This is a genomic window from Bradyrhizobium sp. (assembly GCF_030646015.1).
Classification (GTDB): domain Bacteria; phylum Pseudomonadota; class Alphaproteobacteria; order Rhizobiales; family Xanthobacteraceae; genus Bradyrhizobium.
Genome location: NZ_JAUSLT010000195.1, coordinates 1 through 15,946 on the forward strand (window position 1 = coordinate 1; position 15,946 = coordinate 15,946).

Here is a 15,946-nt window from a genome sequence, read left to right on the forward strand (position 1 = left end):
AGGAGACGTGACGGATGCGCGACCCCTATGAGGTCTTGGGGGTGCCGCGGGGCGCCAGTGCTGCGGCGATCAAGAGCGCCTATCGCAAGCTCGCCAAGAAGCATCACCCCGACGCCAACAAGAACGATCCGAAATCGCAGGCGCGTTTTTCCGAGCTGAATTCGGCCAACGAAATCCTCGGCGACGAGGCCAAGCGCAAGCAGTTCGATCGCGGCGAAATCGACGCCGAGGGCAAGCCGCGCTTTCAGGGCTTTCCCGGCGGCGACCCGCGCAACCGTGGCGCCTCGCCAGGCGGCTTCGAGAGCCACACCTTCCGCGGCGGCGGTGGTCCCGGTGGCGGCGGCTTCGAGGATATCCTCAACAGCATGTTCGGCGGTGCCGGCCGTGGCGCGCGGCCGGGACCCGGCGGCGCCTTCGAGTTCGAGACTGGCGGCATCGGGCTCGATCTCGATCTGTCGGTCGCCATGACGGTGTCGCTGGAAGAGGCGGCGAACGGCGTCGAGAAGCGCGTCCGGCTGCCGAGCGGCAAGGAGCTCAATGTCAAGATTCCCGCCGGCGTGATCGCCGGCCAGCAGATCCGGCTGAAGGGGCAGGGCGAAAGCGCGCCCGGCCACCGGCCCGGCGATCTGCTGATCACGGTCGCAATCGCGCCGCACGCCTTCTTCAAGGTCGACGGCAGCGACCTGCGCGTCGACCTGCCGGTCACGCTGTATGAAGCCGTGCTCGGCGACAAGGTTCGGGTGCCGACGCTGGGCGGCGCGGTCGAATTGTCGATCCCGAAAAACACCTCGAGCGGCCGCACCTTTCGCTTGAAGGGCAAGGGCTTGCCGAAGCCGGGCGGCGGCACCGGCGACCTGTTCGTCACCACCCGCATCGTGCTGCCGGACGGGAACGATTCCGAACTCGAGGCGTTGATGCAAAAGTGGCGCGATGGACACAAATATAATCCGCGCAGCGATTTGACGTGACTAACAAACCACACCGAAAAGGTGCGGCCTCGACCGGGGGACCAGCGCGGTACAAAAACCCCAGTCGAGGCCGCTTCGCGTCGATCGGCGGATCGAACGCACCTCAACTTCGCGTGATCACCCGGTGCGATTTTGAGACGCGCCGATGACTTGATTCCAGATTTTCGGTGTCGGAATTGGGACGGGGTTGCAAAACGCCGCAGCCCATCCCGTCATTGCGAGCCAACGGGTCGGCGCGAAGCGCCGCCCGATGACAGGCTCCGCGAAGCAATCCAGCTTTCTTTTTTCACCACAAGCAAGCTGGATTGCTTCGTCGCACGCGCTCCTCGCAATGACGAAAATTTCGACTAACCCCCGTTCTTCTCCGTGGCGTCGTAGACCAGCCGCGCCACCTGGGTCAGGCGGTCGCGGTCGCTGCTGCCGCTGACCACGAAGGCCACGCCGCGATCGGCCCAGAACAGCGCGCCGTCCTTGTCCTGCGCCGTATAACGCATCTGCGTCGCCTCGCCGTCCGCCTTGGCGGCGTAGACCGTAAAGCGTTCGCCCGATGCGCTCTCATACATCAGGAACGAGGCGGGCCCGTTCGGACCGGGCAGCAGCCTGCCGCCGACCAGCTTCAACCCGGTGGCATCGAGCTCCGGTGCGAAAACCACCCAGCCACAGCGCTTGGTCAGCCATGTCTGCAGATGCGCGCGTTCGCTGCCGGGCACCTCGACCGGATGACGAACCTCGACCACGTAAAGCCGATGTGCGACCAGCGCCTCGCTCGTAAAACTCTGGAACGCCGACGGCGAAGCCGCCACGCCATGCGCGAGCCAGCCGGCGCCGCCGCCGGCAATGAACGCCACCAGGGTCGCGGCGATCGCGCCGACCATCCACCGGCGCGGTTCCCGCACCAGCCGTTCGATTTCCAGCCGCTTCGGCACCGGCTCGTCGGCGACGGAATCGTAGCGCGCATGCAGCGCTTCGGCCATCGCGCGCCAGGATTGCACCCGCTCGGCATCGTCGGGATGCGCCGCGAGCCATGCCTCGACATCGCCGCGCCTCTCCGGCGGCAGCTCATTGTCGATGTAGGCGTGCAGTTCGTCTTCGGTGACGGGAATTTTTGGCTCGGTCATTGTCGTTGTCTCTTCTCGGTCGAAATGTTCTCGGCTTCTCTCGGAAGTTCTCTTGGAGTCTCTCTTGGAATTTCACGCATAAGGCTTGCCATCACTTCACCCGCCGCAGCGACGGCCGCTCGCCCTCGAGGGCTGCCTTGACATGGGCGCGGGCGCGGGCGAGGCGCGACATCACGGTGCCGATCGGCACCGCCTGAATGTCGGCGACCTCGCGGTAGCTCAACCCTTCCAGCATCACCAGCAGCAGCACCGAGCGCTGCTCTTCGACCAGGGTGGCGAGCGCGCGGGCGATGTCGCGGCCTTCGGCCTCGGTGCCGCTGGCGTCGGGATTGTTGTCGAGCAGCGGCATGAATTGTGGCCGCCGCGCCAGCGACCGCCGCCGGTTCTTGTTGAGGTTGGTCAGGATGGTGTAGAGCCAGCTCCTGATATCGCCGCCGAGAAACAGCCGTTCCGAACGCAGCGCCCGCACCAGCGTGTCCTGCACCAGATCGTCGGCGATGTCGGCGTCGCGCGCCAGCGCGCGCGCATAGCGCCGCAGCGCCGGGATCATGGCTTCGACACTCTCACGGAATGCGGTCATTGACAGAGATCTCGGGTTGCTGCGGCGGCGCCCCACCTCGCGCCAACGCCTATCACATCATAACACCCGAATGCTGGAACTATTCCAGCCGTTAAGGTTGCGGGACAACAGCCTTAACGGGGATGAATTTGGGCTGTACCGCCCGGAAGGGCTGGTGTACCTCCAGACCTGATCTAAAGGTCGATTGGAAACCTAAATGTCGCAAAATGCAGGTCTGATGCAGGGTAAGCGCGGAGTGATCCTCGGCGTCGCCAACAACCGCTCGATCGCCTGGGGCATCGCCAAGGCCTGCCGCGCCGCGGGCGCCGAGATCGCGCTGACCTGGCAGGGCGACGCGCTGAAGAAGCGGGTCGAACCGCTGGCCAAAGAGCTCGACGGTATCACTCTCGGGCATTGCGACGTCACCGATCCCGCCACCATCGACGCGGTGTTCGCCGTGCTCGCGGAGAAATGGGGCAAGATCGATTTCGTCGTCCACGCCATCGCGTTCTCCGACAAGGATGGGCTCGAGGGCCGCTATCTCGAAACCACCGCCGACAATTTCTCGAAGACCATGCTGATCAGCTGCTACTCGCTGACCGCGATCACGCAGCGTGCCGAGAAGCTGTTGACCGACGGCGGTTCGATCCTGACGCTGACCTATTACGGCGCCGAAAAGTGGATGCCGCATTACAACGTGATGGGCGTGGCCAAGGCGGCGCTGGAGGCCAGCGTGCGCTACCTCGCCGCCGACCTCGGCGAGAAGAACATTCGCGTCAACGCGATTTCGGCGGGGCCGATCAAGACGCTGGCGGCGTCCGGCATCGGCGATTTCCGCTATATCCTGAAATGGAACGAATACAATTCGCCGCTGCGCCGTACCGTCTCGATCGAGGAGGTCGGCGACAGCGCGCTGTATCTGCTCTCGGACTTGTCGCGCGGCGTCACCGGCGAAGTGCATCACGTCGATGCCGGTTATCACGTCGTCGGCATGAAGCGCCCGGACGCGCCGGATATCTCGCTGGCGAAGGATTAGTTCGAGCGTCCCATGCCCGCGCCTGTCATCTACTACATCCGCCATGGCGAAACCGCATGGAATGCCGCCGGACGCTTCCAGGGTACGCAGGATATTCCGCTGAATGATCTCGGCCGTACCCAGGCCGTGACAGCGGGCGGCATCCTCGCCGATCTGATCGCGCGCCATGGTCACGAGGCATCCGCGCTGCCCTTCGTGGCCAGCCCGCTCGGCCGCGCCCGGATGACGATGGAACTGGTGCGCGGCGCCTTGCAACTGCCGCATCACGATTACGCCCTCGACGACCGGCTGCGCGAGATCGCCTTTGGCCAGTGGGAAGGCCTGACGCTGCCCGAGATGGAGCGCCACGACGCCGCCACCTTTGCCTCGCGCCTGGCGGACAAATGGGGCGTCGCCGCCCCCTCGGGCGAGAGCTACGCCAGCGTCACCTTGCGGATGCGCGAATGGTTCGAATCCCTTCAGGGCGACACCGTCACGGTCGCCCATGGCGGCACCATGCGGGCGCTGATGGTGGCGCTCGGCATCGCCACGCCGCTGGAGGCCTCGGACATCCCGATCGGGCAGGGCGTGGTGTACGTGTTCAGCGAGGGCAAGCTGACCAAGCATGGGTGAGTTCTTCACCCTCTCCCGCTTGCTTGCGGGGGAGGGTGCCGAGCGAAGCGAGGCGGGTGGGGGCCCTCTCCGCGAGTCCCGCCGCTGAGGCAGCCCCCACCCCAGCCCTCCCCCGCAAGAGCGGGAGAGGGGGCGCACTGTGCGTGCCGCGCCGGCGTGGCTAGCTCAGGCATTTGACCCCTGGAACCTCGCGCGTTACGACAATCCGCACAGCTGCGGAAAATACAAAATGTCCCACAACACCTTCGGCCACCTGTTCCGGGTCACGACCTTCGGCGAGAGCCACGGGATCGCGATCGGCTGCGTGGTCGATGGCTGCCCGCCGCTGCTCGCTTTGACCAACGAGGACATTCAACTCGATCTCGATCGCCGCCGCCCCGGCCAGTCGCGCTTCACCACCCAGCGCCAGGAACCCGACGCGGTCAAAATACTCTCCGGCGTGATGGCGCATCCGGAAACCGGCGTGCAGGTGACCACCGGCACCCCGATCGCGCTGTTGATCGAGAACACCGACCAGCGCTCCAAGGACTATTCCGAGATCAAGGACAAGTTTCGCCCCGGCCACGCCGACTTCACCTATGAGGCGAAATACGGCCTGCGCGATTACCGCGGCGGCGGACGCTCTTCCGCGCGCGAAACCGCGAGCCGCGTCGCCGCCGGCGCCATCGCGCGAAAAATCCTGCCCGGCGTCACCGTGCGCGGCGCGCTGGTGCAGATGGGCCCGCACAAGATCGACCGCGCCAAATGGGACTGGGATGAGATCGCGCGCAATCCGTTCAACTGCCCGGACAAGGACAAGGCCGCGTTCTTCGAGGGCTATCTCGACGGCATCCGCAAGAGCGGCTCGTCGATCGGCGCCGTCATCGAAGTGATCGCCGAAGGCGTGCCGGCCGGATGGGGCGCGCCGATCTATGCAAAACTCGATGCTGAACTGGCCGCCGCGCTGATGAGCATCAACGCCGTCATGGGCGTCGAGATCGGCGCCGGTTTCGGCGCCGCTGAACTCACCGGCGAGGAGAACGCCGACGAGATGCGCACCGGCAACAACGGCACCAGGTTTCTGTCGAACCACGCCGGCGGCGTGCTCGGCGGCATCTCCACCGGCCAGCCGGTGGTGGCGCGTTTTGCCGTCAAGCCGACCTCTTCGATCCTGTCACCGCGCCAGACCGTCGACCGCAGCGGCCACGATACCGACATCATGACCAAGGGTCGCCACGACCCCTGCGTCGGCATCCGCGCGGTGCCGGTCGGCGAAGCCATGATGGCCTGCGTGCTGGCGGACCATTTTCTGCGGCATCGCGGGCAGGTGGGCGGGTAGGGTCGGAATGCTGCGGCAGTGGAAAATCCATGCTCCTTGCTCTATATTCGGGGCATGCGCCGCGATGAAGTCATTGCAAAATTGAAGGAAGCCGAACCCGCCCTGCGGGGGTTCGGCGTGGCGGCGCTTTACCTGTTCGGATCACACGCCCGCGATGAAGCCGAATCCGGTTCCGATGTGGATGTCTTCGTCGACCCTGCGACCGACGGCGACTTTGGATTTCTGCCGTTCATGGATGCGTATGAAACTCTCCACAAGGCGTTCGGCGACACCATCGAGATCGGTTATTCGACTCGCACAGGTCTGTCGCCCTACATCCTCGGTGATGTCGAACGGGAAGCGGTGCGGATTTTTTGATGGCCGCCAGCAAGAGCCCTCGAGCCCGTCTGCTTCATATCCGCGATGAAATCGATGGTGTCGCCACGATCGTTCGCGGCCTTTCGTTCGCGCAATACCAGGGCAGCTAAATGCACCGTCGCGCGGTGGAACGCGCCGTGCAGATCGTATCGGAAGCCGCGAAAGCCTTGCCGCCGGATTTGCTCGCCAAATACCCCGACGCGCCGTGGAGCGCTATTGTCGGGATCGGCAACATCTTGCGGCACGAATACCAGCGCCTCGACGACAAGCAGCTTTGGGAGATCGCGACGGTTCACCTGCCCGGATTGCAGCCGATCGTGGCGCAAATGCTGACGGAGCAAGCGTAGACCGGACGGCAGATTGGCGTCAGCGTAGTCTGTCGTTCAGGCTGTCGGCTTGGTGGACACGCCCCACCCCTCACATCATCCCATCCGCGATCTTCTCCGCCGCCATCAGCGTCGGAAAATTGGTATTCGCGCACGGCACTACCGGGAAGATCGACGCGTCGACCACGCGCAAACCCTGCATGCCCTTGACGCGGCCCTCCGTGTCGACCACCGCCATCGGATCGTCGGCGCGGCCCATCCGGAGCGAGCAGGAGGCGTGCCAGACGCCGATCGTGGCCTTGCGGACGAAAGCTTCCAGCGCCTCGTCGTCGGCCATCACTTCTTCGAAGCTGAAGCCTTCGACAATAAAGTTGTCGATGATGGCGTGGCGCAGCGCCGCCGGGCCGTCCATCAGGACGGCGGCAATCGAGGTGAGGATCTTGTTCTTCGTATTGACCACGCCGATCTTGCGGACGCGGTCGGAATACGAGGCCGGGAACGGCTTGTCGGTGACGGCCTGCAGCGGCGCGCTCATCTGCAAGCCCGCCATCTTGCGGAAACCGCTCATCAGGCGGTCGAGGTCGCGCTTGTCGGACAATAGATTGAACTCGACGATCGGCTCGGCCTGCGGGTTGCGGGAGGCGAGTTTGATCTGGCCGGTCTCCGAATAGGTCTTGTTGACGAAGGTCAGCAGCGAGGCGATCTGTTCCCCGACCGCATGCCAGGCCGACTTGGTCAGCACGGCGACGAACATGTCGCCGGCCGGCGTGCCCGCCAGCCCCGAGGAATAGCGCAGCCCCATCTGGATATGGCGACGCGTGTGCTCGTTCATGCGCGCGCCGCGGCGGACGTAGGACGACAGCGCGATCGAGGGATGATCCATCAGGCCCTGGCCGACGCCGGCAAGCCCCATCAGCACGGGAATGCCCATCTCCCTGAGGTGCCCGACCGGGCCGATGCCGGCGCGCAACAGATGCGCCGGCGAATGGATCGCGCCGCAGGACAGGATGATCTCGCGGCCGCGAAACTCCTGTTCGCGGCCGTCGACCAGCGCCTTGACGCCGACGCAGCGCGTGCCTTCGAACAGCAGTTCCTTCACCACGGTGTTGGTCGAGATCGTCAAATTGCTGCGTTGGCGGGTCTCGCGATCGAGATAGCCCATCGCGGCCGAGACGCGCGCCTCGTCCTGGTTGGAATGCGTCACCGGAAAATAGCCTTCGACGAACTCGCCGTTCTGGTCGGGCAAATAGGCGTAGCCGGCGAGCCTGCAGGCCTCGCCCATCGCCTGGCTGTGCCGGGTCCAGTGCTCGCGCGGAATGCGGCGCACCGGGATGCGGCCGTCCTTGCCATGCAGCGGCCCGTCGCAATCGAGGTCGCGCTCGACCTTCTTGAAGAAGGGCAGCACGTCGTTCCAGTTCCACCCCTCGGCGCCGCGCGCCTCCCACTCCGCGTAGTCGGTCGGCGCGCCGCGATTGGCCATCTGGCCGTTGATCGAAGAGCCGCCGCCCAGCACGCGCGCCTGCTCGTATTTGCGCAAGGGCGGGCGGTTCGCCTCGGGATTGTTGTGGCTGACGATTTGCGTGGTGACCTTCAGCTCGGTCCAGTGGAAGCGCGGATCGAAATAGGCCTGCCCCGAATAGCTGTCGCGAATTTCCGGCGGCTCGTTGCCGGGCGGCGTGTCCTGGCCCGCTTCGCAGAGCAGGACCTTGTTGGCGCTCCTGGCCGAGAGCCGGTGGGCCATGACCGAGCCCGCCGAGCCGCCGCCGACGATGATGGTGTCGTACACTGTGACGCTTCTCCCTGATTTGTACCAGGAAGCTAGCGCACCTCTATCGCCGGGTCACGCCGGCAGTTGATTGGGCACCACGCGCCGTGCCGATATCGCCCGCAGCCAGCGCGACGGTCCGGCGAAGCCGAACGCAGGCCTGCTTGTCGCCGAAAAACCTCGCCGGGCCGCGTCCATCGCGGGCTTCTCGATCCAGCGATAGGTCAGGGCGGCGACAGGCACGACGAGGACGACGGAAAGGATGAGTGCCGGCAGCAGCGCCTGATCCGGCGTTCCCAGCAGCATCAGCTTCTCGTCATTGTGCCAGATGATCAGATCGAGCCTGGCTTTCTGGGCGATGAAGGAGGCGCCCATCTTCATCACGTGGAAGATGAAGGTGTGGATCATGTAGATCGAGTAGGACCACAGACCGAGCTTCTGCAGCGCCGAGCTGCGCAGCACGGTCGAGATGGCGCCCTGGTCGAAGGAAAATACGTAGATCAGGATCATGGCGGCCAGCGGAAATGCAAATTGCCATCCGCCCGATGGCGTCGTCACCGCGAAGGCGACGACCAACACCAGACAGCCGGCCTCCAGCAGATCAGGCGCCTTCAGTCTGTCACCGGAACGCAGGCGCAAATCATACACCAGGCAGCCTGCGAAGAAGCTGAAGCAGGCCCGCAGCATGCCCCAATCGTAGGAGACGAACAGCGTGTCCGGCGAGACCGTATAGAGCAGCAGTCCAGCCGCCACGCAGAGGCCGAGAAAGACGTCGTACTTCCGGCGCGGGAACAGCAGCACCACGACGGCGAACAGGATCGAGACGTAGAATTCGAGCGCCGCACTCCAGGCCGGCCCGTTCCAGCTCAGGCCCCAATGCAAACCGAACGACTGCAGAAACAGAACGTTGGTGACGAGCTCCCAGAGCGAATGTCCCTGGGCGAAGGCCTGTGCACGCAGCTCGAAAGCGGTGTCGGCACGGCTGAAGATCAGCTTGGCCAGTTCGAAGCCAACGAACAGCGCCAGGATCGTGAGATGCAGCGGCCAGAGCCGGGCAAGCCGGGTGACAGCGAAGCGGAGGCCCTCCGCGCCATGGTTCAGGCGTTGGCCATAGGCGTGACAGAGCACAAAACCGGACAGCGCAAAGAACAGGTCGACGCAAAATTGCAGATTGGCGAACGCGCCGACATCCTTGAGCGCATGGTAAATCGGGATATGAAACAGCACGACCAGCAGGGCACAAATGCCGCGTAGCGCGTCCAGCGCCTCAAATCGACCCGAAATCGGACCTGTCTGTCCCAGCATGCTACATAACCCCGGTGTGCCGGTTGCTTTCCAGATCTTTGAGCAAGAGCGGGGCCATCGTTCCTCATCGCGATCCCCGGCGTATCGCCTTGACGTCCAGGAAACTTGCACCGCAAATGCTGCCATCATGAACGCACCCGAACTGCAGAAGATTACCGACTGGCTGATCGACGGCGCGCGCTCGGCGGGCAGCCCGACCCGGATGATGGCGGAAATCTGCGAACGCCTGGTGGCGGCGGGCCTGCCGCTGTACCGCGTCGGCGTCTTCGTCCGCACGCTGCATCCCGACATCTATGGCCGCAATTTCATCTGGCGGCCCGGCGCCGAGGTCGAAATGGGCACGGTAGATTTCAATATTCTGGAATCGCCGGCGTTCATGAACAGCCCTCTGATGATCGTGTTCACGGAAGGCAAGGAGGTTCGCGGCCGGCTGGAAGACCTGCAGGGCAGCCGCTTTTCAATTTTCGACGATTTGCACGCCGAGGGCGTCACCGATTACATCGCGCTGCCGCTGCATTTTACCGACGGCTTGAGTCACGCATCGAGCTGGACCACCAGACAGCCCGGCGGCTTCACCGACCAGCAGGTGGCCGCGCTGCGCGCGCTGGTGCCGGCGCTGGCGCGGGTCATCGAGATCATCCAGTGGCGCCGCACCTCGTCGCTGCTGCTCGACACCTATGTCGGCAACCGCGCCGGCGAGCGGATCCTGAAAGGCCAGATCAGGCGCGGCCATACCGACACCATGGATGCCGCGATCTGGCTGTCGGATCTGCGCGGTTTCACGGCGCTGTCGGACCGGCTGCCGGCCGAGACCGTGGTCGATATCCTGAACAGCTATTTCGATTGTCAGGTGGCGGCGATCAGGGACCATGGCGGCGAAGTCCTGAAATTCATGGGCGACGGGCTGCTCGCGGTGTTTCCGATCGACGAATATGTCGGCGATGTCAGGCAGGTCTGCAGCCACGTGCTGGACGCCGCGCGCGAATCCCGCGCCAGCGTCGAGGCGATGCACTATCCGATCGGCGAGACCGTCGAGCGCTTCCGCTTCGGCGTCGCACTTCATGTCGGACGAATTCTGTACGGCAATATCGGCGGCGGCAACCGGCTCGACTTCACCTGCATCGGGCCCGCCGTCAATCTGGCGGCAAGGCTGGAGAAGATCGCGGGCCGCCTCAATCGCACCGTGGTGGCGTCGGAAGGGTTCGCCGGGATCTGCGCCGGCGGCTGGGACGACCTCGGCGAGTTTCCGATCGCGGGGTTTTCCAAAGCCGAGCGGGTCTTCGGCCTGCTGGACGAGACGGCGAATTAGCGGGCTACAAGCTCCGACCTCATCCTGAGGAGCATCGCGAAGCGATGCGTCTCGAAGGATGGATGCAAGCTCCGACCCGCTGCCATCCTTCGAGACGCGCGCAAGGGCGCGCTCCTCAGGATGAGGTCTTAGGTTGCTGCAGATACGATGTGGGCGACCGGGCTACTCCTCCGGCTCCGTCGTGAACAGCAGCGGGTAGCCCTTGGCGCGGCCGGCGTCGGTGGCGCGCGTCGCCTTGGTCTCGGCGACATCCCTGGTGAAGACGGCGACCACGCAGACGCCGCGCCGGTGCGCCGTGATCATGACCTTGTGCGCCTGGTCCTCGGTCATGCGAAACTCGGCCTTCAGCACCGTGACGACGAACTCGCGCGGCGTAAAATCGTCGTTGACGAGGATGACCTTGTGCAGCCGTGGCCGCTCGGTCTTGATCTTGACCTTGGTCTTTGGCTTGGTAACGGCGTCGATCATTCCTGCGGAACCCCTGACGTGGTCATGGTGCTTCGATGGCCTGGACCAGAATACAATCTTCCGGCCTGCCGTGGAACCGGCTGTTTAGCGACGGGTCACTGCAGCGGTGGCACGCGGCGCAGATAGGCGATGATATCGGCGAGATCGGCGTCGTTCAGCCCCGCATAGGAAGCGTAGGCCATCAGCGGCTTGAGCGCCCGTCCGTCGCGGCCAATGCCCTGGGTGATGGCGCGCCTGAGTTCGGCGTCGGTCCAGCCGCCGATGCCGGCGGCAGGGTCCGACGTGATGTTGGCGGCGATGGCGGGTGGCGTTCCCGCGGGCGAGCCCTCGCGCGCCGGAAATGCCCTGCCGCCGCGGCCAAGGCCGGTCCTGTAATCCGATGCGCCGCGCGACCAGGCGGAGTGACACTCCATGCAATGGCCGATGGTGACGAGGTAAGCGCCGCGCCTGACCGGATCGGCAAGTCCCGCTCTGCTGAATCCCGCCTCGGCGTCGGGATAGGCATCGCGCTGCACTGCTGCCTTGTATACCGGATGCGGCACCGCGTTGCGGACCGGCTTTTGCGCGCGCAAATAGGCGACGATGGCGTCGAGATCGTCGGGCAGCAGCGCCTTGTAGAAATTGGCCGGCATGATTGCGGCCAGCGGCACGCCGGCGAGATGGCCGCGATCCGGGCGGATTCCCTCCACCAGCGCGCGCCTGATCTCGGCATCGCTCCAGCTTCCGATTCCGGTCTCGACGTCGGGCGTGATGTTGGGCGCGGTGGCGATGAAAGCCGGGGTCGTGAAGGTGATGCCGCCGGAAAAGGCCTGCGCCGCGACCGGCTTGCCGCCGGCATCGCGCGGCGTATGGCAATTGCCGCAGGCCATGATGGTGTTGACGAGGTAGCCGCCACGCTCGACCGGCGATTCAGCCAGCGCGCCGCCGCAGATCGACATCATCATGGCGCAGCCTGCGAATGCGATCCGAAGCATCAAGCCCTCTTCCCCCGTATTACCCCGGGGCTGTATCGCATGGCCAATTGAGGCGAGGCAACGGCCGCGCAGCGGAAATAAGGCAACCACTTGATCCGCCGGCTAACCTGAATGTGTAGGGACAATCCATGTTCCTGCTTTTCGCGACGCAGTTTGCGTGTCACCATCGCGCTTCGACGACGGGAGGACCGCTGATGCGCTGGTGTGTCTCGATCGGGGCGGTGCTTGTCGCAGGCGCCATGGCCGGAGGTGACGTTGCGGGTATCGCGGCGCCGAACCCCACCAACCAGCTCGGACATCAGCTGGCCGCCAGGGAGACCCACCCGTCCGTCGATGTCGAACTGGTGCTTGCCGTCGATGTTTCCTATTCGATGGATCTGGACGAGCTCGCGCTTCAGCGCGAGGGCTACGCGCAGGCCATCGTCTCCAAGGAATTTCTGCAGGCGCTGAAGAGCGGCCCGAACGGCAGGATTTCGGTGACCTATTTCGAATGGGCGGCATCGAGCGACCAGAAGATCATCATTCCCTGGCGGGTGATCGACGGCCCGGAGACCGCCGATGCGGTCGCCAGCGAGATCCTGAAAACGCCGATCCGCCGGGCGTCGCGCACCTCGATCTCGGGAGCGATCAATTTCGCCATGCCGCTGTTCGACGAGAATCCGCACCGCGGAATCCGCCGCGTGATCGATATTTCCGGCGACGGCCCCAACAACAACGGCTCGCCGGTCGCGATCGCACGCGATGCCGCGGTGGAGAAGGGCGTCATCATCAACGGCCTGCCGATCATGGTGAAGGAGCCGTCCTATTCGACCATGGACATCGGCAACCTCGATTTCTACTACGAGGACTGCGTGATCGGCGGCCCCGGCTCCTTCGTGGTGACCATCAAGGAGCGCGACAAATTCAAGGAAGCGATCCGCACCAAGCTGGTGCTCGAGATCGCCGGACGCACGCCCGAGCGCTGGATCGTCCCGGTAGCGGGCAAGGAGCCGCGGGTGAACTGCATGATCGGCGAGAAGATCTGGCAGGATCGGTGGGGAAGGTGAGGGGGTGCTTGCTCTGAAGCGCCGTTCTTTCTTACCCTCCAGGGGAGGGTAAGCGAGCCCGCTACCTCTTGAACCGCGCCACCAGTTCGACATGCGGCGTATGCCGGAACTGGTCCACCGGAGTCACGCCCTCGATCCGGTACCCGCCGTCGATCAGGATCCTTGCGTCGCGCGCGAAGGTCATGACATTGCACGACACGGCGACCACCACGGGAATCTTGCTGGCGGCGAGTTGTTTGGCTTGCGCCTCGGCGCCCTGCCGTGGCGGATCGAATACGACGGTGTCGTAGTCGCGCAGTTCCTGCGGCACCAGCGGACGCCGGAACAGGTCGCGCGCCTCGGCCTTGACCGGCTTCAATCCGGATGTCGAGGTCGCGGCCTTCTGCAGCGCCGTCACCGCGCCGGCATCGCTGTCGAAAGCCGTCACCCGCGACTTCGCCGCCAGTCTCAAGGCAAACGGTCCGACCCCGCAGAACAGGTCGGCGATGTGTTTCGAGCGCTTGCAATGTTCCGACACCAGCGCCGCCAGCGCCTCCTCGCCGGCAACGGTGGCCTGCAGGAACGAACCCGGCGGTAAGGTCACCTGTGCCGCACCCATCGCGATGGTCGGCGGTGTCCGCATCAGCACCAGCTCGCCATGGCGCGTCAGCCGGGCCAGCCGATGTTGCTCGGCCAAACGCGACAGTGTTGCGATCAGCGCCGGCGGCAGCGGGCCTGAGCCGCGCACGTCGACGTCGAGGCCGACATCGGTGGCCGTGAGCTGGATGTCGAGCGGCTTTCCGGTCACGATCAATGGCTCGGCCAGGGCCCAGGCCGCATCGAGCGCGCCGCTCAGGCCGGGATCGAGGATCGGACAGCGGTCGACCGGAATGATGTCGTGCAAACCTGCCGCACTGAAGCCGACCTTGAGCACCTCGTGGGTGCCCATCCTGGCGTGCAGCGTGATCCGGCGGCGGCCGAGGCCATGGGCATCGACCAGCGCATCGACGTCGCAATCGATCTTCGCCCGCGCCAGCGTCTCGACCACGATGTCGCGCTTCCAGGCGCGATAATGTTCGCTCTCCCAATGCTGGATTGCGCATCCCCCGCACACGCCGAAATGCGGACAGAACGGTGCGATCCGCTGCGGGCTCGGGGTGTCGACCTGCAGCAGGCGGCGGCGGTCGGGGTGACCCGGCACCGGCGCCACCTCGATGGTCTCGCCCGGCAGCGCATACGGCACATAGACCGCGATTCCACCGCTCACGGCGACGCCGTCGCCGTGATGGCCGACGTGATCGATGGTGAGGTGCTCAACCACGGCGCGCGCCAAGGAAGAACTCGATGTTGCCGTCACCGCCTGCGATCGACGACGGAAACACCTGGATGTCGGTACAGCCGAGCGAAGCGGCAAACGCCGTGATGTCGTCGCAGACCTCCTGGTGCACCATGGCGTTGCGGATGATGCCGCGCTTGGAATGTTTTCGCGCCGCCTCGAACTGCGGTTTGATCAGTGCCAGCAGATGCATCGGCGCCGCGGCCAGCGACAGCGCCACCGGCAACACGGCTTTCAGCGAGATGAAGCTGACGTCGATCACCACGACATCGGGGCGCGCCGGCAGGCGCTTGCCTTCGAAAGTGCGGATATCGGTCTCTTCCATCGATACGATCTTGGGATGGCCGCGCAGCGAGGGATGCAATTGCTCGCGGCCGACATCGATCGCGAACACCAGGCTGGCGCCGTTCGCCAGCAACACTTCCGTAAAGCCGCCGGTCGATGCGCCGACGTCGAGGCAGACGTGATCCTCGATTTCAACAGGATACAGCTCCAGCGCGCCCGCCAGCTTGACGCCGCCGCGCGAAACGAAGGGGTGCGCGGGTTGCGCCTGGATCACCGCGTCGGCCGCAATGCCTTCGGATGGCTTCTGGACCTGCTTGTCGTCGGCGGTGACGAGGCCCGCTTCGATCGCCGCCTGCGCCCGCGCCCGGCTTTCGAACAGGCCGCGCTCGACCAGCAGCATATCCGCGCGCTTGCGGGGAGGGGGCGTGCTGCGCCTGGCCACGGTCAACGCGATGCCCGCGCCGGCGCGGCGCCGAGCCGTTCGGCAGCCATGCGGACGCAAGTCTCAAAGGCGGTCAGGTCATGCCAGAGATCCGCGGGCGCCTGCGGCGGCGTCACCAGCGTGCAGCCGTGCAGGTCGAGCGCATGAATCATCATCAGGTTGTCGCTCAATCCGAAATCCTCGACGGTCAGGCCGTCAACATCGACCAGGCGGCCATCCTGCTGTTCTACTGTGGTGAATTTGCGCACGCGGTCGGCATAGAGCGTCGGATCGTTGCAATAACCCAGGCAGAGTTTTCCGTGTCCCGCCATATAGCCGAGTTCGTAGACGGTGCCGGCATCCGCGCCCGGTCCGCGAAACGGCGTGAGGTTGGCGATGATGGCGTCTGCCTCGATCATCATGGCCCCGTTGCCTTTGAAGATGTCGAGCGAGGCATCGCGGGCCGATAGATCAATGGCGTTATCGAGCGGATACAGTCCGGTCAGGCCATAGCTTCTGCACAGTTCGACCTTGCGTCTGCCGATTTCGACAGCATCCGGCAGGAACACATCGGGGCCTGCCAGATAGATTTTCATGAGAACAGTATCTCCGACCTCATCCCCGCGCAACGGCTTCGCCGTTGTCGCTGGAGGAGCGCGCTCTCGCGCGCGTCTCGAAGGATGAGAGGAACCGGTGCTCGCTGCCCATCCTTCGAGACGCCGCGCAAGCGCGCGGCTCCTCAGGATGAGGCCAGTATTCGCTTG

At 65.0% G+C, this 15,946-nt stretch carries 17 protein-coding genes; 8 read left to right on the plus strand and 9 right to left on the minus strand.

Going from position 1 to position 15,946, the window contains the following annotated elements; all coding sequences use genetic code 11:
- Positions 1–14: 14 nt before the first annotated feature.
- Positions 15–968, plus strand: coding sequence for a DnaJ C-terminal domain-containing protein (locus tag Q7T45_RS27780; protein WP_304875284.1), 954 nt, complete (start codon positions 15–17; stop codon positions 966–968).
- 347 nt (positions 969–1,315) lie between these two features.
- Here the strand turns inward: Q7T45_RS27780 and Q7T45_RS27785 are convergent, their stop codons facing one another.
- Both Q7T45_RS27785 and Q7T45_RS27790 read right to left on the minus strand, forming a co-directional pair.
- A complete protein-coding gene (locus tag Q7T45_RS27785) occupies positions 1,316–2,086 on the minus strand; it encodes an anti-sigma factor (RefSeq protein ID WP_304875285.1) in 771 nt (256 codons plus the stop codon).
- A 91-nt stretch (positions 2,087–2,177) separates the two neighbouring features.
- Complete coding sequence (locus Q7T45_RS27790) at positions 2,178–2,666, minus strand: RNA polymerase sigma factor (RefSeq protein WP_304875286.1); 489 nt, start codon at positions 2,664–2,666, stop codon at positions 2,178–2,180.
- Positions 2,667–2,862: 196 nt separating this feature from the next.
- On the opposite strand from Q7T45_RS27790, the gene fabI reads away from it, so the two are divergent.
- The 5 genes from fabI (at position 2,863) to Q7T45_RS27815 (ending at position 6,315) form a co-directional block, all read left to right on the plus strand.
- Positions 2,863–3,681, plus strand: coding sequence for an enoyl-ACP reductase FabI (fabI, locus tag Q7T45_RS27795; RefSeq protein WP_304875287.1), 819 nt, complete (start codon positions 2,863–2,865; stop codon positions 3,679–3,681).
- Between the two features lie 12 nt (positions 3,682–3,693).
- On the plus strand, positions 3,694–4,293 hold the full coding sequence (locus Q7T45_RS27800) for a histidine phosphatase family protein (RefSeq protein WP_304875289.1): 600 nt from the start codon (positions 3,694–3,696) through the stop codon (positions 4,291–4,293).
- Between the two features lie 229 nt (positions 4,294–4,522).
- The gene (aroC, locus tag Q7T45_RS27805; protein ID WP_304875291.1) at positions 4,523–5,611 is read left to right on the plus strand and encodes a chorismate synthase; all 1,089 of its coding nucleotides are present in this window, start codon (positions 4,523–4,525) and stop codon (positions 5,609–5,611) included.
- 36 nt (positions 5,612–5,647) lie between these two features.
- Complete coding sequence (locus Q7T45_RS27810) at positions 5,648–5,968, plus strand: nucleotidyltransferase family protein (protein WP_304875293.1); 321 nt, start codon at positions 5,648–5,650, stop codon at positions 5,966–5,968.
- Positions 5,969–6,078: 110 nt separating this feature from the next.
- Positions 6,079–6,315, plus strand: a complete 237-nt coding sequence (locus tag Q7T45_RS27815; RefSeq protein WP_304875294.1) for a DUF86 domain-containing protein — start codon at positions 6,079–6,081, stop codon at positions 6,313–6,315.
- A gap of 70 nt (positions 6,316–6,385) precedes the next feature.
- On the opposite strand, the gene Q7T45_RS27820 is transcribed toward Q7T45_RS27815, so the two are convergent.
- Positions 6,386–8,080 carry a GMC family oxidoreductase gene (locus Q7T45_RS27820; protein WP_304875296.1) on the minus strand — a complete coding sequence of 565 codons (1,695 nt, stop codon included), beginning with the start codon at positions 8,078–8,080 and terminating at the stop codon, positions 6,386–6,388.
- A 54-nt stretch (positions 8,081–8,134) separates the two neighbouring features.
- On the minus strand, positions 8,135–9,364 hold the full coding sequence (locus Q7T45_RS27825; RefSeq protein ID WP_304875298.1) for an acyltransferase: 1,230 nt from the start codon (positions 9,362–9,364) through the stop codon (positions 8,135–8,137).
- 127 nt (positions 9,365–9,491) lie between these two features.
- On the opposite strand from Q7T45_RS27825, the gene Q7T45_RS27830 reads away from it, so the two are divergent.
- Positions 9,492–10,673 (plus strand): adenylate/guanylate cyclase domain-containing protein, encoded by a 1,182-nt coding sequence (locus Q7T45_RS27830; RefSeq protein ID WP_304875300.1) that lies wholly within the window; start codon positions 9,492–9,494, stop codon positions 10,671–10,673.
- 162 nt (positions 10,674–10,835) lie between these two features.
- Here Q7T45_RS27830 and clpS read toward each other — a convergent pair whose 3' ends face one another.
- Together clpS and Q7T45_RS27840 are read right to left on the minus strand one after the other, a co-directional pair.
- Positions 10,836–11,141 (minus strand): ATP-dependent Clp protease adapter ClpS, encoded by a 306-nt coding sequence (gene clpS / locus Q7T45_RS27835; protein WP_304875301.1) that lies wholly within the window; start codon positions 11,139–11,141, stop codon positions 10,836–10,838.
- 95 nt (positions 11,142–11,236) lie between these two features.
- Positions 11,237–12,115: a c-type cytochrome gene (locus Q7T45_RS27840; RefSeq protein ID WP_304875302.1), complete on the minus strand. Its 879-nt coding sequence runs from the start codon at positions 12,113–12,115 to the stop codon at positions 11,237–11,239.
- A gap of 194 nt (positions 12,116–12,309) precedes the next feature.
- On the opposite strand from Q7T45_RS27840, the gene Q7T45_RS27845 reads away from it, so the two are divergent.
- Complete coding sequence (locus Q7T45_RS27845; protein ID WP_304875303.1) at positions 12,310–13,161, plus strand: DUF1194 domain-containing protein; 852 nt, start codon at positions 12,310–12,312, stop codon at positions 13,159–13,161.
- A gap of 61 nt (positions 13,162–13,222) precedes the next feature.
- Here the strand turns inward: Q7T45_RS27845 and Q7T45_RS27850 are convergent, their stop codons facing one another.
- The 3 genes from Q7T45_RS27850 to Q7T45_RS27860 are packed head-to-tail and all read right to left on the minus strand — an operon-like array spanning position 13,223 to position 15,778.
- On the minus strand, positions 13,223–14,461 hold the full coding sequence (locus Q7T45_RS27850; protein WP_304875304.1) for a class I SAM-dependent RNA methyltransferase: 1,239 nt from the start codon (positions 14,459–14,461) through the stop codon (positions 13,223–13,225).
- Complete coding sequence (locus tag Q7T45_RS27855; protein ID WP_304875317.1) at positions 14,454–15,161, minus strand: TlyA family RNA methyltransferase; 708 nt, start codon at positions 15,159–15,161, stop codon at positions 14,454–14,456. The genes Q7T45_RS27850 and Q7T45_RS27855 overlap by 8 nt, the downstream gene beginning before the upstream one ends.
- Before the next feature lie 44 nt (positions 15,162–15,205).
- A complete protein-coding gene (locus Q7T45_RS27860) occupies positions 15,206–15,778 on the minus strand; it encodes a nucleoside 2-deoxyribosyltransferase (protein ID WP_304875306.1) in 573 nt (190 codons plus the stop codon).
- Positions 15,779–15,946: the final 168 nt, after the last annotated feature.

Coding starts and splice junctions, on each gene's coding strand:
- clpS (WP_304875301.1), bottom strand. CDS start 11,141: ATGATCGACGCCGTTACCAAGCCAAAGACCAAGGTCAAGATCAAGACC.
- Q7T45_RS27830 (WP_304875300.1), top strand. CDS start 9,492: ATGAACGCACCCGAACTGCAGAAGATTACCGACTGGCTGATCGACGGC.
- Q7T45_RS27780 (WP_304875284.1), top strand. CDS start 15: ATGCGCGACCCCTATGAGGTCTTGGGGGTGCCGCGGGGCGCCAGTGCT.
- Q7T45_RS27840 (WP_304875302.1), bottom strand. CDS start 12,115: ATGCTTCGGATCGCATTCGCAGGCTGCGCCATGATGATGTCGATCTGC.
- Q7T45_RS27825 (WP_304875298.1), bottom strand. CDS start 9,364: ATGCTGGGACAGACAGGTCCGATTTCGGGTCGATTTGAGGCGCTGGAC.
- Q7T45_RS27815 (WP_304875294.1), top strand. CDS start 6,079: ATGCACCGTCGCGCGGTGGAACGCGCCGTGCAGATCGTATCGGAAGCC.
- Q7T45_RS27800 (WP_304875289.1), top strand. CDS start 3,694: ATGCCCGCGCCTGTCATCTACTACATCCGCCATGGCGAAACCGCATGG.
- aroC (WP_304875291.1), top strand. CDS start 4,523: ATGTCCCACAACACCTTCGGCCACCTGTTCCGGGTCACGACCTTCGGC.
- Q7T45_RS27860 (WP_304875306.1), bottom strand. CDS start 15,778: ATGAAAATCTATCTGGCAGGCCCCGATGTGTTCCTGCCGGATGCTGTC.
- Q7T45_RS27845 (WP_304875303.1), top strand. CDS start 12,310: ATGCGCTGGTGTGTCTCGATCGGGGCGGTGCTTGTCGCAGGCGCCATG.
- Q7T45_RS27855 (WP_304875317.1), bottom strand. CDS start 15,161: ATGCTGCTGGTCGAGCGCGGCCTGTTCGAAAGCCGGGCGCGGGCGCAG.
- fabI (WP_304875287.1), top strand. CDS start 2,863: ATGTCGCAAAATGCAGGTCTGATGCAGGGTAAGCGCGGAGTGATCCTC.
- Q7T45_RS27790 (WP_304875286.1), bottom strand. CDS start 2,666: ATGACCGCATTCCGTGAGAGTGTCGAAGCCATGATCCCGGCGCTGCGG.
- Q7T45_RS27785 (WP_304875285.1), bottom strand. CDS start 2,086: ATGACCGAGCCAAAAATTCCCGTCACCGAAGACGAACTGCACGCCTAC.